At 59.4% G+C, this 16235-nt stretch carries 11 protein-coding genes; 2 read left to right on the top strand and 9 right to left on the bottom strand.

The features are described from left to right. Window positions 1–59: 59 nt before the first annotated feature. The 9 genes from ACRESD_RS14050 to yaaA all read right to left on the bottom strand — a co-directional run bounded on the left by ACRESD_RS14050 (window position 60) and on the right by yaaA (window position 12894). Entirely contained in the window at window positions 60–1169 is a 1110-nt protein-coding gene (locus ACRESD_RS14050; RefSeq protein ID WP_431751458.1) for a mannuronate-specific alginate lyase, read from the bottom strand. A gap of 8 nt (window positions 1170–1177) precedes the next feature. Continuing rightward, complete coding sequence (locus ACRESD_RS14055; RefSeq protein ID WP_431751467.1) at window positions 1178–2626, bottom strand: alginate O-acetyltransferase; 1449 nt, start codon at window positions 2624–2626, stop codon at window positions 1178–1180. Between the two features lie 11 nt (window positions 2627–2637). Then, on the bottom strand, window positions 2638–4206 hold the full coding sequence (gene algG, locus ACRESD_RS14060; protein WP_431751459.1) for a mannuronan 5-epimerase AlgG: 1569 nt from the start codon (window positions 4204–4206) through the stop codon (window positions 2638–2640). Then, window positions 4206–5693: an alginate export family protein gene (locus tag ACRESD_RS14065; RefSeq protein ID WP_431751460.1), complete on the bottom strand. Its 1488-nt coding sequence runs from the start codon at window positions 5691–5693 to the stop codon at window positions 4206–4208. The genes algG and ACRESD_RS14065 overlap by 1 nt, the downstream gene beginning before the upstream one ends. Further along, window positions 5690–7114, bottom strand: a complete 1425-nt coding sequence (gene algK / locus ACRESD_RS14070; RefSeq protein WP_431751468.1) for an alginate biosynthesis TPR repeat lipoprotein AlgK — start codon at window positions 7112–7114, stop codon at window positions 5690–5692. The genes ACRESD_RS14065 and algK overlap by 4 nt, the downstream gene beginning before the upstream one ends. Before the next feature lie 89 nt (window positions 7115–7203). Continuing rightward, window positions 7204–8370, bottom strand: coding sequence for a PilZ domain-containing protein (locus ACRESD_RS14075; RefSeq protein ID WP_431751461.1), 1167 nt, complete (start codon window positions 8368–8370; stop codon window positions 7204–7206). A gap of 38 nt (window positions 8371–8408) precedes the next feature. Beyond that, the gene (gene alg8, locus ACRESD_RS14080) at window positions 8409–9890 is read right to left on the bottom strand and encodes a mannuronan synthase (protein WP_431751462.1); all 1482 of its coding nucleotides are present in this window, start codon (window positions 9888–9890) and stop codon (window positions 8409–8411) included. A gap of 83 nt (window positions 9891–9973) precedes the next feature. Further along, window positions 9974–11290, bottom strand: coding sequence for a nucleotide sugar dehydrogenase (locus ACRESD_RS14085; RefSeq protein WP_431751463.1), 1317 nt, complete (start codon window positions 11288–11290; stop codon window positions 9974–9976). Window positions 11291–12114: 824 nt separating this feature from the next. Beyond that, window positions 12115–12894 (bottom strand): peroxide stress protein YaaA, encoded by a 780-nt coding sequence (gene yaaA / locus ACRESD_RS14090; RefSeq protein WP_431751464.1) that lies wholly within the window; start codon window positions 12892–12894, stop codon window positions 12115–12117. A gap of 348 nt (window positions 12895–13242) precedes the next feature. Between yaaA and ACRESD_RS14095 the strand changes: the two genes are divergently transcribed. Both ACRESD_RS14095 and ACRESD_RS14100 read left to right on the top strand, forming a co-directional pair. After that, the gene (locus tag ACRESD_RS14095; RefSeq protein ID WP_431751465.1) at window positions 13243–14367 is read left to right on the top strand and encodes a polysaccharide deacetylase family protein; all 1125 of its coding nucleotides are present in this window, start codon (window positions 13243–13245) and stop codon (window positions 14365–14367) included. 347 nt (window positions 14368–14714) lie between these two features. Further along, complete coding sequence (locus ACRESD_RS14100) at window positions 14715–16109, top strand: PhoH family protein (protein WP_431751466.1); 1395 nt, start codon at window positions 14715–14717, stop codon at window positions 16107–16109. The last annotated feature ends 126 nt before the right edge of the window (window positions 16110–16235 follow it).

Below are 16235 nucleotides of genomic sequence, written 5' to 3' on the forward strand. Positions count from 1 at the left end.
CACTGCTATCGGGGGCAAGCCCCCTCCCACATTTGAATTCAGTTCAGTTAGTCAGCTATTCAGGAACCTTTGTTGCCTTTTTCATGCGTCGGGTCGTAGACCTTGGTCAGGTCACCCCCCAGGCGGAACGTCTTGAACGGCTGCATTCCGTGCTTGCGCTCGATCACATCCGGCGCGCAGGTGTAGAGGGTGCAGAAGGGTTCGAGCCAGGCGAATTTCATGTCCTGCTTCAAGTCCTTCATGTCTTGCTCCTTGCCGTTCTTCTGCTCGAAGATCGCTGGGTCTTTCACCCCGGCCAGCACTTTGTCGCCCAGGCGCTTGAGCGCGTCGTGGTTTTCCTGGCGCAGGTCCACACCGTTGACCAGGGCAAAACTGGCGATCATCGACAGCGGCGGCAGGGCGTAGTTGTGGTACGCCAAAGCCCGTTGCTGGCGCTTCAATTCATTCGGCAGGAATCCTTGGTCGTCGACTTGGTTCACGCCGACCTTGTATTCCTTCACCGCCCAATCAAACAGGTCGCGACGGTTGGTCGCGATGGAAGTCGCCATCACCGACCAGGCGGCCCAGTAGGAATGGTTGTTGGTTTTTTCCAGCGGCAGGTTGTCCCAATCGCTGACCACTTGATCGGCCAGCTTGTTGAACCACGCCTCGATCAGCTGTGATTCCTGCTGATGGTTGGCCAGCGGATGGGAATCGGAAAACTTCAGGCGTACATAGGCCGAGGCCATGCTGCCCAGCGCCCATTTGCGCATGGACTTGCCGGTGTGGTTGAAGTCCTTGGACATCAAGGCATTTGCCCGAGCCCAAGACGCAAGCCAGTTCAGCGTGCATTCCAGTTGCTCCGGACGACCGTCGCGCATGAACTGCATCACGTGTTTGCTGGTGTCTTTCTCCAGCTTGGTGATGTCGGCGGTGCTGTCACGAAAGGCTTTTTCGGATTGCACGTTCAGGGTGGCGCGGGCCTTGTCCGAGCCTTCGTACTTGCTGCGAAATTGCAGCGAGCCGGTGTACGGAGCTGGCATGGCGTCGCAGTCATTCTTGAAGTCGCCGGTCTTGAGCGCCTCGATCGGGGCGAAGTAGCCCTGGGGTGGACGCAGTGGGGCGGCGGCGTTGACCACGCCTGCAAACATCGCAAGGCCGAGTAACGTGGGGATCAATAACTTCTGCATAGGTAACCTCATTGCCCAAGTTGAGCGGTGCGTTGACCGCCGCTTGGGAATACGTTGCGTGTGCAAATTTTCGCTTCAACCTTCTGCGCGGCCTGGCCTGCTTCGGGGCCTTGGACTTCCACGGCCAGCAAGTTCTGCGAGGCCCAGTCTTCATCGGTGCGCAGTTCAAAGGCGAAACGCCCGTCTGTATCGGATGTCTCGGGTTTCTCGATCTTGATGTCCTCGTGGCGGCCGTTCATGTACCAGAGGGTGGCTTGCAAGGTTTTCACCGACGGATCGGCGAAGCGGATATCAACCTGATGGTTGGCATTGCGCAGGTCTTTGTTCGAGCTGTTGACCAGCAGCTCGTTCTTGCCGGGTTTGAGTGTGGTGCTGGCGGACATCTGCGCGGTCTTGCCTTCGCAGCCGTTATCGAGGAGTGCCATCATCTGGCGGTAGATGGTTTCCTGGTCCAGGCGGTACAGCGGCGAGAATTCCCAGATGAGAATTTTCGGCGGCGTCTTCTGGAACTCATCGCTGCCCAGGTACTGGATCATCGAACCTTCAAGACCACCGCCAGGGAAGGCGACGTTGAGGATGTCGGCACCGATTTCCTGCTCCAGGAAACCCGCGAAGTTATAGTTCTTGCCGCTGTGGCTGGTACCCACCAAAGTGATTTGCGGGTTGCCCGAATCGCCGAACAGATCGCCGTCACCCGCTTCGCCCTTGGGCTCGGTGGTGAACTGGTCCATGTACTGGATCGCGTAGCTGGTGCCACACAGTTGCCCGGCCATGTTGTGCAGGGTGCCAGTCTTGCCCATGCGTCCGGAGCGCTTGGTTTCGAATTCACGCTTTGGAATATCGGCGAACTCTGGCATGGCGCGCACTTTGGCACCGACGATTTTCGCCGTGCGCTGGGCGCCGTATGGGGTCCAGTGCTGGTCGCCACGGAAGTAGAAATCGTGGGCCGGCAATTCATCGGGCAACTGCTCATTGGTCAACGGCGACAAGTCCGGCACCACATAGCCCATCTTGGCAAAACGGCCGAGCATGGTCTTGTAGTTGCCTAGCGCCTTGTCGAAATCGAACTTGGCTTTTTCTTCGGGGTTGAGCTTGTTGCGGTTCACCAGGCCACGGGTCGGCTGGTAGACCACCACCAGTTCCACACCCTTGGCCTTGAATGCATCGTGCAGTTGCTGCATGCGTTTGTAGCCGGCGGGGCTGGTGTCGAACTCGGTGCGCAGGTCTTCCTGGGTACGGAACAGCCAGTCGCCCTGGGCTTGCACCAGGGTGGTGAAGTTCTGCTGGTAGCGCGTGGTGTAGTTCTTCGCGTCGTGGGCGGCCGGGCACAGGCTGCAGCACGGTTCGGCGGTGAAGGTCGGGGCCTTCGCTTCATCGGCGCGCACGCCTTGGCTGGCCGCGAGCAGGCCGAGGGTCAGACCCGAGAGGCTCAGCAGTTTGATCATGTGTGGGTGCATAAGGGTCATCCTCAGTCCTGCATTTCGGTCTGGCGTTCGACAGGGTCGATCAGCACGGCTTTCTGCTGGCGTACTAGCAGGTCGAGAATTTCTTCCTGGCGGTCGCCCAGCACGCCGTTGAAGCTGATGCCGCTCGACTTGGTCGGCGCCAGCATCGCCACGCGGTACAGCTCGACACTCAACGGCGAGTCAATGGACAGCGGCCCGCTGCCGTTACCCGCCAGTTCACCGCCGACCAGGATCAGCGAGACCTTGGTGTCGAACGGGTCGAGGGCGATGTCGCGGTCGGTATCGGTCAGATCCTTGATGTGGCCGTACACGCCGGTCAGGCCGTTGGCCATGGCGGTGTTCTCGTACAGCTTGATGTTCACGCTGTTGCGCACGCGGATGCCGTGGCGACGGTTGCTGATTACCTTATTGCCCCACAGCAGGTTGTCGCCGCTCTCATAGAGGGTGATGCCGTCGGTGTGGTTGCGGTAGATCTCGTTATCGGCGATCAGGTTGTTCACGCTGTTACGGTCGATCACCAGGCCCGAGAGTTTGTTGTCGTAGCTGCGGTTGTTGAAGATGAAGCTGTCGTTCACTTCCCGGGAAATGATGATGCCGTGCTTCTTCTTGGTGCCGTACACGGTGTTGTCGGCGATGATCAGGCCGTGGGAGCGGTCGTGGGGGTCGATGCCGTAGACGATGTTGTCTTTGTAGGTATTGCCCTTGATCACAAAGCCCGTGGTCTCGTAGCAGTAGAAGCCGTACCACATGTCCGAGAACTCGGAATCGATGATCCAGCCGGTGGGTTCAGGGCGCTTGAGCACCTTGGCCATGTTCGGCGTGTACTGGGAAATACTCACCCCGTACGACTTACTGTTGGCGTAGCCGAAGCTGGCCATCTTGCTGTTGGCGACGTAGGTCTCGGTACCACCCCAGGCCAACAGGAACGGGCGAAACTCCTTGGGCGACTTGAACAGCGCCGGGCCGTTGGCCTTTTCGCTCCAGCCGGTGATCCTGGTATCACGCACAAACAGCTGACCGTCGTTGATCAGGAACGAGCCCGCCTCCTGGGACAGGCGCAGTTCCTGGGTTTTCTTGTCGATCTCCAGGATGCCCTTGCGCCCGACCACAATCGGCAGCTTGGCCAGGAACACGCCCGGCGACGTTTCGCTGAGGTACTGCTTGGGCACCTTGCCGAGCAGGTCCTTGAGGTTCATGTAGCCGTCGTCGACAAAGATCGCCTGGGGAATGCCGTGTTGGCGTACCACCCATTCGGCCATCTTGTTGTCACCGCCGATGAAGTCCTTGAGCGCGTCTTCCTGCATCATGCGACGGATGCTGATCTTGCCTGGCTGGGTTCGTACGATTTTCTTTTCCATCGCCGCAGCGGTGTAGCCGCTCAGGTCAGGCAAGGCTGGCTTGGCCATTTCCAGCGGCGCGGTGGGCGGGCTGGAAATGGTGTAGGTCTTGGCCTGTTGCAGCCCTTTGGCGATGGTCGGCGCCTTGGCCGCCGGGTCGGCAGAGGCCGTGGCACTGGCCAGCAGGATTGCCGCGACGAGTAGGCTTTGAGCATTCATTGCGCAGGTTCCCATCAGAATCGCCAGATCACGTCGACAAAGGCGCGGTGCATGTACGAGTCGACTTGGCTGCCATAGGCGTCGCCCGGTTTGAACACGCCGGCACGAAAGCGCACCAGGGCCGAGGGCTCATCGATCGACTGGCTCAGCGCGGCCGGCAGCAGACCTTTTTTGAAGTATTTGGTGACCACCAGGTCCATCTCCTGGCCGAGGTCTTTCTTGCCGTCTTCAAGGGGCAGGGAGGTGCTGGAGAGGATCGCGCCGGTCACGTCATCGGTGTTGTTCTGTACCGCATCGATACCGTTGCTGCCCACCGGCTTGTTGCCGTCGACGCGCCAGAACTTGTGGTACACCAGGCTGGCGTCATAGTCCTCGCGCAACTGCCAGGAACCGAACAGGCTCATGGACTGCATGTTGTTCATCTCGCCGCGGAACGCTTCGCCGAAGCGGTGCACGCGAGACTGGGTGCCGGTCCAGTTCGAACGGTTGCTCTGCAGGCCGTTCTGTTCGTACTCGGCGCTGGCGCGGGAGTAGGCTGCACCGACTTGCCATTGCGGATCGAGGCGCAGGCGCACGCCGATATCGGTGGCCCAGCCGTTCACGTCATCACTGCGTTTGGCATTGCTTGGGCGGGTGCCGTCGGCGTTCAAGGCATTGACCGTGTCGCGGTTGCCCTGCATGCCGGTGATACTCGCCCAGTAGTTGACGGTGTTGGTGTTGCGCCAGTTATAGGCGTCGCTGTTGGCTTCGAGGCCGAGCCAGGTCAGGTCGCCATTTTCGCGTTTGTCCAACGGGTCTGTGGCGACGCCCGGTTCGGCGTAGTCGAGCTTGCCGTCGTCGTGAGTGTGATGGCCGCGCAGACCGATCCACTGGCCCGGCATCCACTGGTAGGACGCATCGGCGTAGAAGTGCTGGCGATCTTTGTCCTTGGGCGACAGTTCCTTGAGGTCGGTGCGGTATTCGCTGAAACGTTCGGCGGCGCCGACGTTGGCCTTGAGCAAGGTGGTGTCGAAGGTCCAGTTCAGTGCTTCGATATTGGTGTCGCGCCATTGGCCGTCGTCGTTGCGCAGGCGTTGGCGGCCCAGCTTGAGGATCTCGCCAGGGTAGGGCGTGAAGCCGCTGTAGCCGACCCAGAACTCGCGCAGGGCCAGGTAGTTTTTCTTGGTTTTGCGGTCGTCGTTGCTCGACTGCTGGGTGGCGTCATCGGCGGACTGTTGCAGGGTATCGGTCTCGATGATGTCGCTGGACGTCACCGCCTGGCCCATGGCGTAGGCACTCCACGCGCCGCTTTCGCCATAGACCCACGGGCGCAGGTCGAGGCCGATACCGTTGACGTCGCCGCCGGGCTTGGTACCCAGGTCGCGGTCGTCTTCGGACTGGCCGGTGATTTTCACTTCCAGGCCGAAGTTCTTGGCTTCGGTCAGCGCGGCCAGGGTCGGGCACGACCATAGCAGGGCGAAGGTCAGGCCGATGCCGGCCTTGACGAATGGGTTGAGCTTCATAGGGATTCCTCGCCGTCTTCTTCTTGCAGGGCGTGCAGTTGCAGCGTGCTCTGGGCCAGGGTGCCGCGGGTGGCCAGCTCCTGTTGCACCAGGCGTTGGCCTTGGGTGCGTTGCTCAGGCGTCAGCGGAGCTTCAAGCTGCGTCGCCAACTCATTGGCCTCCGGGGTGTCCTGGGCCTTGGCCAATTGGCTGAAGACATAAGCGTTCAATGGGTCGGGTTTGGTGCCCTTGCCTTGGGAAAACAATTGGGCAATGGCGAAGTCGGCGCTGTTCTGGCCGTTGCGCGCAGCGGTCAGCAGATGGTCCAGGGCTCTTTGCGGATAGACCTTGCCCAGGTAGCCACGGCGGTAGATCTGGCCGAGGTAGTAATCGGCGGCGACTTCACGGCCTACGGCTTTTTCGAAGTGGGCTTCGGCGGCCTTGGCGTCAGCCGGCACCCACTTGCCTTCGTAGTAGAGCTTGCCCAGTAACAGCTCGGCGCGTGGCTGGTCGGCGGCGCGTCCGTTGTCGAGGTACTTCATCATCTGGTCGACGTCGCCCAACTCGGGAAAGTCGTAGAGCAGTTGCGCCAGGCTGACCCAGGATGCCGGGTAGCCGGGGGCGATTTTTTCCAGCAGGACCTGGGCGGTTTTTTCATCCGGCTGGCCGAGAGTCGCATCGCCAAGTACGCGGGCAACACTGTCGACACGCTGCGCAGTGACGGTGCCACGGCTGTAGCCGGCTTCCATCTGCTTGAGCAGTTCGGCTTGTTTCTCTGGTTCGGCTTTTTTCTGGTAGACCGTGGCCAGCTCGACGTAGCAGATATCGGTGGTGTTCAGCGCAACCTTGCAGATGCGCTCCACATCATCCAGATGCTGGTCGTAGGTGTCCTGGGTGCGATACAGCAGCACCTGGGCCAGACCGGCTTCCGGATAGCCCGCGGCCTGCCATTGGCTGATCTGCTGCTGGGCATTCACGCTCGGGAAACTGTGCGGGTATTGCAGGTAGAGCATCGCCAGCGGAATCAGGGTGTTGCCTTCGCCATTGGCAAAGGCTTTTTTCAGCAGGCCTTCGGCTTCGTGCTGCTCGGCCTCGGTAGCGCCGGGTTTGGCTACCAGTAGGCGACCGAGACGGGCCTGGGCGCGGGGCGATGTATCCGCCGCCGCACGGTAGGTGGCTTCAGCCTGTTTGATTTGCGCCGGGTCGCGGGTGCCTACCTGGATGTCGGCCAGACCCACTTGGGCCTCGCTGTAACCCAGGTCTGCCAGTTGCTGGTAATTCTGCTGCGCGGTGACCGTGTCGCCACGCTTGAGCGCTTCATTGGCCAAGCGTTGGTCGGGCAGGCCGGCGCAACCGGAGAGGCTCACGGCGAGTGCCAGTGCGCACAGAGATCCAATGTGGGAGCGGGCTTGCTCGCGAAGAGGGAGTGTCAGTTGGTGCATGTGTTGGCTGACACACTGCTTTCGCGAGCAAGCCCGCTCCCACAGGGACAGTGGTGTTTTTGAGAGAGTCATCACAAGCATGTCCTCGCTTACAGACCGTGAGCCATGGCTTTATCGATCAGCCAGTTCAACGATGGTCCGCGGTCGCTGGTCACTTCCACCGGGCGACCGGCGTAAGTGCTGTCCAGCGGGGCGTCAGGCTTGATCTGCACGCGGATGTCGGAGGACAAATCGGCGCTGTTCAGGCTGGTGCTGCTGACGATGGTGCCGGTGCGTACCTGTTCTTCGTCGGCCACCTGGAAGTTCACTGGCGTACCTGGGCGAACGTCGGCGAACTGGCGATAGGTGAAGCGGGCTTCCACATTGGCCAGGCTGCCGCGCGGCACCAGTTGGAAAATCACGTCGCCCTTGCTGGCGTACTGGCCGTCGGCGACCAATTGCTGGGCCACCACGCAATCGCAGGGCGAAGTCAGGGTGCCGGTCATTTGCTTGCCGAACAGCTCTTCGACCTTGGCCGGTTGCAGTTGATCTTCGTCCAGGTGGCCCTTGAGTACATCCAGCATGCTGGTGCTGAAAGTGGCGAGCGGCGCGCCCTTGGCGGCAACGGCGTCGCCTTTGAGCAGGCTCTGCACGGTACCGTCGCGCGGCATGGTCACGTTCATGCCGGGCACGCTCACAAGACCGGCCTGGGCGTGGCTGACGAAGTACATGCCGTACACCGATTTGAAGACGAAACCGAACGCGGCCAGACCGACGATGAAGATCCCCGCGCTGAATGTCACCGCCCGCAGGCGACCGAATGCCGTCATGCCACTGCCGCTGTCCTTGACCTTGCGCGCCTTGGTGAAGTTGTCGCGTTGCAGGGTGGCGAGCACGTCGCCCATGGTCACGATGTCGCCGGACAGGTGCGAGGTGATCAGATGGCGCAAGGTGGAGATGTCTTGCGGCTCCAGGTTCTGGAACTGGCAACCGGTGCGGCCGCTCTGGCGGTCGTAGGAGCGGATCTGCAGCTCCACGTCCATCGCCAGGCCCAGGTTATCGATCACAAATTGCAGGCGACCCTTGTGCACCTCGCCGACGGTCAGCGGTTGGGTGGAGGTAAAGGCCAGGCCACCGGCGGACAGGTCGATCACCCGTGCTTCGGTCGGTGTGCGATCTGTGTTGAAGAAGCGCAGTTTGGCCGGGATCTTGACCCGGGCGTGTTGACGCTGGGCTTCGGATTCGTGGACTACGTTGGCGTTTACTTGGCTGTTCATCGGGGCAATTTCCTAGAGTTAATTCAGGCTTGGCAGGGTCAGACCATCATCAGCAACACGGCGACGAAAATGCTGCCGGCGGAGAAGGTCATGGTCCGAGACGACCAGGTGTTGAACCAACGTTGAAAGCTGGCCAAATCGCGGGTCAGTTTGGTGTCCTGGCGGGTCCAGGACTGTTGATCGAGGCGGAAGAACACGTAGATCTTCACCAGCGCGCCCATGATCTGGTTGTAATAGAGAATCACCGGGTATGCCGGGCCGATGCTGTGGCCGGAGCACGACAGCAACAGGGTGAGAATCAAGCGGGTGATGCCGATCCACAGCAGGTACGCGAGGATGAACGCGCCGCCGTATTTGACGGTGGCGATGATCGCCACGGTCAGGCCGAGCAGAGAGGTCCACATCGACACACGCTGGTCGAACAGCACGATGCTGGTGAACAGGCCGAGTCGCTTTACGCCCAGGCCTAGGGCGCGGGAGTTCTGGCGCAGGTTGTTGCCGTACCAGCGGAACATCAGCTTGCGGCTGGCCTTGATGAAGCTCTTTTCCGGTGGATGTTCCACCGTATTGATTGCGGCATCCGGCACGTAGAAGGTGTCGTAGCCCAGGCGCATCAGGCTGAACCAGCTGGATTTGTCATCCCCGGTCAGAAACTTGAAGCGGCCCAGGCGCCAGTGTTGCAGCGAGTCGCTTTCCACATCGGCGATAAAGCCTGGGTCGGTGACCACGCTGGCGCGGAACACCGACATGCGCCCGGTCATGGTCAGCACGCGCTTGGACAGGGCCATGGAGCACATGTTGATGTGGCGCTGGGCAAAGCGCAGCTTGTGCCACTCGCTCATGATGTAGCCGCCACGCACTTCGCAGAACTCGTTGGTGGTCAGGCCGCCGACATTGCCGAACAGCTGGAACCACGGCACGGTCTTGCGTACCACACCCTCGGCGAGCACGGTGTCGCCGTCGATCACGGCCACCACGGCGCGGTCGTCCGGCAGGTGACGGGAGATGGCGCGGAAACCGAAGGCCAGGCCGTCACGCTTGCCGGTGCCGGCGATACGCACGAAGTCGAGCTTCACGTGTGCCGGTGGGTTCATGCGTTCCCACAGGCTCTTCACCAGCAGCTCATCGGACATTTCCACCAGCGAGCAGACCACCGTGGTGGGGAAGCCGCATTCGATGGCTTCGCGAATCACCGAGCTGTACACCTGCGCCGTGGTCAGCGCATCAATACGAAAGCTGGTGACCATCAGGAACACATGGGACGGGTCCGCCGCCTTGCCCAGCTTGCGCACTTTGCGGCGCAGGTGCGGGTAGACCACATACAGGAACAGCATGCCGCGAAAGAAATGCGTGATGCCCATCGAGTAGCGCCAGATACCCACGGCGCCAATCAGGAAAATAAAATTCTTCGACTGCGAGTCGAACGTACTCGCCGGCAGCAGCAGGGCGAGTCCCATCAGCAGGCTGAGAAAGAACAGCCAGCCGGCCGATTGGAGCAGTACGTGTTTTAACTTGGACATAAGCGTCATCCGAAGGTGAAGAAGGCTCCCGGCTGCAAGCGCTGGGGACAGTGACGCTTGCAGCCTGGAACTTGCCGTTGCTGTTACCAGCAAATGCCTTCGGTACGGCCGCTGACGCTGGTGGCCTTGGACATGAAGCCCACCAGGTCGACCACTTGTTTGCCGTGCGGTGCGTTGTGCGCCAGGGCACGGAATTTCTCGTCGCGGTTGCCGAGGATGATCACGTCGGAATTGTTGATCACATCATCGAAGTCCGAGTTGAGCAGGGACGACACGTGGGGGATCTTGCCTTCGATGTAGTCCTTGTTCGCGCCGTGTACTCGGGCGTACTCGACGTTGCTGTCGTAGATGCTCAGGTCGTAGCCCTTGCCGATCAGCATTTCCGCCAGTTCCACCAATGGGCTTTCACGCAGATCGTCGGTGCCGGCCTTGAAGCTCAGGCCCAGCAGGGCGACTTTGCGTTTGTCGTGGCTGGAAACGATGTCGAAGGCGTTCTGTACCTGGGACTCGTTGCTGCGCATCAGCGAGTTGAGCAGCGGCGCTTGCACATCGAGGGAACCGGCGCGATAGGTCAGGGCGCGCACATCCTTGGGCAGGCACGAGCCACCGAAGGCGAAACCGGGACGCATGTAGTACTGGGACAGGTTGAGCGTCTTGTCCTGGCACACCACTTCCATCACTTCGCGACCGTCGACGCCGACGGCCTTGGCGATGTTGCCGATCTCGTTGGCGAAGGTGACCTTGGTGGCGTGCCATACGTTACAGGTGTACTTGATCATCTCGGCGACGGCGATGTCCTTGCGGATGATCGGCGCGTCGAGCTCTTCGTACAGCGACTGCAGGACATCGCCGGAAGCCTTGTCAAACTCGCCGATGACGGTCATCGGTGGCAGGTCGTAGTCGGCGATGGCGGTGGACTCACGCAGGAACTCCGGGTTGACCGCGACGCCGAAGTCGACACCGGCTTTCTTGCCGGAGCAGTCTTCGAGGATCGGGATCACCACATTGGCCACGGTGCCCGGCAACACGGTGCTGCGCACCACGATGGTGTGGCGGGTGGTTTTGTCACGCAGGACGAAACCGATTTCACGGCACACCGATTCGATGAAGTTGAGTTCCAGGTCGCCGTTTTTCTTGCTCGGCGTGCCAACGCAGATCATCGACAGGTCGGTGTCGCGGATCGCTTCGGCGAAGTTGGTGGTGCCGCGCAGCCGGCCGTTTGCGATGCCCTGGCTCAACAGTTCGCCCAGACCCGGTTCAACGATGGGCGATTTGCCTGCGTTGATCAGGTCGATCTTGTCCTTGGAGATGTCTACGCCAACCACTTCGTGGCCACGTGCAGACAGGCAACCGGCACAGACTGCGCCAACGTAACCCAAACCAAATATGCTGATGCGCATCGCAATTACCTCTTTGTTTAAATCATGCCATTAGATGGCTGGAGTTCATGTTTGCAAACGTCACGGATGCCGCGAAAGTTTGGCGAATAGACGCCGACTTACCGCAGATAGGCATGTTGAATAACGAGTGACTAACTATTGCACTCAAGTTGTGCGCAACTTGGCCTTGTTATTGGGGCTTGCCCCGAAATGCAGCCAGGCTTCCTGGTGGATGAGCCTGGCGCCAGTGCCTCAAGGATTTGATCGTGGCTTTAATACCTTAAAAATCAATGCCTTGGGTGTAATCACTGACACATTTAGGTAAGCGCTGCCTTGGCCTGTAGGGGATGGCAACTCATCCTTATCGCCGCCCTCAACTCAATCAGTTGATGATGTGACCTCGCCTTATAAGTTGATATGACAACTTAATTACTGCTTGAGCCGTTATGTAAGTTATCTCTTACAGAAGCAGAGAATTTCGTTACCGGTGGTATGAGCCGCGTGTTTGGGTGAAGTTCCGAGCCGCTCATCCTGTTTCCTGAAATTTCTTGAAATATTAGGAAAGATGGCACTGGTACTATATTGATAGCACTTGCTACTTGGGCCAGTAGTTGTAGGGAGTTGCAGAGAGGGGATAGTTTTGTGCCACTACCGTTTGAAAAAAGTGGTGCCACTACGAAAAAAAATGACGAATGTCGAGTGAAAGATTCGTTAGGAATGCGTCAGTATATTTTTTGACGTCAAATAAATGTCATTTCTTGGGCTGAAATGCGAATGAAATTGTGGGAGGGGGCAAGCCCCCTCCCACATTTGGATTTCATTGCCTGGAAGAAGCAGGTTCGACTTTATTCCGGTGCGTGATCGCGCAGAAACACCAGGTTATCCGGCTTGGACTGCTCCGCATTGAAGCGATAACCCTGCACATCGAACTGCTTGAGCTTGGCTGGATCGTTGATACGTTCTTCGATCACAAAGCGGCTCATCATGCCCCGGGCTTTCTTGGCATAGAAGCTGATGATCTTGTACTGGCCGTTCTTCAGGTCCTTGAACTCGGTATTGATGATGCGCGCGTTCAGGGCCGTGCGCTTGAGCGCCGAGAAGTACTCGTTGGAGGCCAGGTTGAGCAGGACATCATCGCCTTGTTCGGCCAGGGCTTCATTGAGCCACTCGCTGATGCGCGTGCCCCAGAACGCGTAGAGGTCCTTGCCACGGGCATTGGCCAGTTTGGTGCCCATCTCCAGGCGGTACGGCATCATCAAGTCCAGGGGACGCAGCAGGCCGTAGAGGCCAGAGAGCATGCGCAGGTGGTCCTGGGCGTAGCTGAAATCGGCATCAGTGAAGGTTTCGGCGTTCAGGCCGGTGTACACATCGCCCTTGAAGGCCAGCAGTGCCTGCTTGGCGTTGGCCGGGGTGAAGGCGGGCGTCCAGCTGCCGAAGCGGGCGGCGTTAAGGCCACCGATCTTGTCGGAGACGTGCATCAACTCGCTGATTTGCGCCGGGCTCAGTTCGCGCAATTGTTCGATCAGCTCCTGGGAGTGGTCGAGGTATTGCGGCTGGGTGAAGCGCGGGGTGACCGGCTTGGACTCGAAATCGAGGGTTTTGGCGGGGGAAATCACCATCAGCATGAGTTTGGCTCCTGTAATCGTGGGGGGATTCTAGGGGCTGGGGCGTTTTGACTCCACCTATGATGGTGATAGATGGCCGTGGTACCCACGGATTCAAGCCGGCGTGTTCAACGGGGCGCCTGACATCAAAATCAAAAGTGACTCGCTGCTTTTCTGTGGGAGCTGGCTTGCCTGCGATAAAAGCACCTCGGTACATCAGGCACATCCAGTAGAGGCCATCGCAGGCAAGCCAGCTCCCACATTTGACCGTTTTTGCCATCACCCAAACACCGGATATACACACCAACCCAAGAGCCTGCGCAGGCGATCGGCTATAGTGCCGGACAACTCTGGAGAGGGAGACCCTGTGTGCGAATCGCGCTTTTAATCTCGGCTTGTTTGTTATGCCTGAACGTCCAGGCCGCACCGGTGGATGTGGCGAGCCTGGACCGTGGCACCTGGCCCGAAAAGCTCAGCAGCCCGGCGCTGTTCGATGTGGCTTCGCGCGCGGAAATCCTGATGTTCGCCCACAGCCTGCTGGCCAGTGAGGCCCAGGATGACATGGCGCTCAAGCAGCGCCTGGGCTTGAAGATCATCAACCTGGCGTCCATCAACGATGTGCGGCGCCAACTCTGGCAGCGCCTGTTGGAGAACTACACCTTCGCCCAGCAGAGCTGCGAAGAGGATGCGTCGTTCTGCTACCTGGTCGAGAACATGGATGACCTGCGCGAGCAGGCCGGCAAGTTCGAGGTCAGTGAAAACTCCTTCTATATAGGTTGGGCTGGCCCGAGCCACCGCTTCCATGAGCGCTACCTTGATGAGCTGCTGCGCAAGGCTGCGCTGTTCCCGCAGATCAGCAGTGAAGTGGCGCGCTTCGGCGACCATGAACGCAATGGCGACGAACTCAATGACCGGATGTTCCTGCTGACCTTCGAAGGCGGCCCGGCACCGCTCAACGGCAACACGGATTGGCTTGCCGACTACCTGCGCAAACAGAAGATGAATGCCACGTTCTTCGCCCTTGGCAGCAGCCTGCAAACTCGAGTAGAGCGCAGCTCCGCCAGTGATGTGCAGGCGCTGTACCAGGGCCAGTGCGTGGGTATCCAGGGTTGGCAGTATCGCTCCCACAGCCATTGGGTCGACTGGCAAAGCTCCATCATGCGCAGCGCATCGCTGACGCAAAACCTGATGCCGGAAAACTACGTGCCGTTGTTTCGCCCGCCCTACGGCCAACGCCGTGGAGACAGCCAGGGTTTCTTCCAGGCCCAAGGCCTGCAGGTGGCGTTGTGGGACATCGATTCCCAGGATGACCCAGGCCAGCTCAAGGCCGATGAGTCGGCGCAGCGGGTGCTGACGCTGATGCTGCTGTGGCGCAAAGGGGTGATTGTGTTTCACGACACCCAGGACAAGGCACGGGTCGCCTTGCCTATGTTGTTGCAGGCGACGGCGCAGAGTGGGTTGGGATGGCAGGACTGCCGGGAAGCATTTCGTTAAAAAGATGAAGTGCCCGGCCCTGTTGGGGATGAGGCATTTTTGGGGTGATTTTGTGCGACAAATCGATGCAGGCGGACTTCCGACTTTAACGGGGTGGCCAGCACTCGGCTAGTGCTATTCGTCATCCTGAAAAATAAACTTCAAAAAAGCGTCAAAGTGCTTTTTCCTGTCATGGTTTTTGCGGTATTACGAAGTCAGATCGCCGAAACCTGCAGCACAGGTGGCGTCTTCCAAGACTCCTCATGTGGGCACTGCACTTGACGTCACTCAGGTGCGGTCGGTGGTCGAATCGAGGCGCAGCACCGCCCAGGTATTGCGTCGACTGGCTCCCACAAAGGTGACCGAGTATGGATGATCATGGACGTAACCCTTCTTCCGACCAGCCAATCCTTTATGTGCTTGATACCAACGTATTGATCCACGATCCAAACGCACTGCTTAACTTCGAAGAACACCACGTCGCCATCCCGATGATCGTGCTTGAGGAGCTCGACAAACTCAAAAGCGGGCACCACAGCGTGGCCGCCGAATGCCGCCAGGCCATCCGCCTGATCGACAAGACCCTGGGTGAAGCCTCGCCCGAGGATGTCGAAGTCGGCGTGCCGATCCAGCGTGGCAAAGGCGGGCCCAAGGGCTTGCTGTCGATTCTGATGAGCAGGCGCAGCGAGCCCAACAGCCTGCTGCCGGAGAATCTGAACGACAACAAAATCATCAACCAATTGATCGACCTGCATGCACGCGACAAGGACCTGCGCGTCGTGCTGGTGACCAAAGACATCAATATGCGCCTCAAGGCACGAGCGTGTGGGATCGCTGCCGAGGACTACAGTACCGACCAATTGGTCGACGACGTGTCGATGCTGTCCCGTGGTTATCACATGATTACCAGCTCGTTCTGGGACCGCGTCAGCAAGGTCGAAACCCGTCAGGACCATGGCCGCACCTGGCACCAGGTGCAACTGATCGAAAACCTGCCGGCCGTGCATATCAATGAATTCATCGTCGACGAACAGGGCTTTGTGGGCTGGATCAAAGAGATCCAGGTCGACAAGCTGCTGATCCTCGACCTGCATCAGGAGCCCCTGTTGCACCAGGAAGCCTGGGGCCTGAAACCGCGTGACATCTACCAGAGCCTGGCGCTGTATGCGCTGCTTGATCCGGACATTCACCTGGTCAACCTGACCGGCGCCGCAGGTTCGGGGAAAACCATCCTCGCCCTGGCCGCCGCCATCGAACAGACCATGGTGACCAAGCGCTATCGCCGCATCATCGCCACCCGCAGTGTGCAGGGCCTGGACCAGGAGATCGGTTTCCTGCCCGGCACCGAGGCGGAAAAAATGGAGCCGTGGCTGGGGGCGATCACCGACAACCTCGAAGCCTTGCACATGGATGACGAAAACACCCATGGCAGCGTCGACTACATCCTCAGCAAAGTGCCGTTGCAGTTCAAATCCCTCAACTACATCCGAGGTCGCAGCTTCCAGCAAAGTCTGATTCTGATCGATGAATGCCAGAACCTCACACCGCACCAGATGAAAACCATCATCACCCGTGCCGGTGCCGGTTCCAAAGTGGTGTGCCTGGGCAACCTGGCACAGATCGACACCCCTTACCTGTCCGCGACCAGCTCCGGGCTGACCTACCTGACGGAACGCTTCAAGGATTTCCCGAACGGCGTGCACATCGCGCTGCAAGGGGTGCCTCGTTCGATCCTGGCTGAATACGCCGAGTCGCACCTGTAAAAACACACCTGTAGCAGTTGGTGGCTAAATGCCACGAACCACCCCGGATTTTTCACGAAATCCGGGGTTTTTGTTGTGGGCGACATTTGTCTTCGTTAATGCGCCTAGGGTGCTTGTAGTCTTTGT

Origin of the sequence: Pseudomonas sp., assembly GCF_050739995.1 — a bacterium.
In the GTDB taxonomy this organism is placed as follows: domain Bacteria; phylum Pseudomonadota; class Gammaproteobacteria; order Pseudomonadales; family Pseudomonadaceae; genus Aquipseudomonas.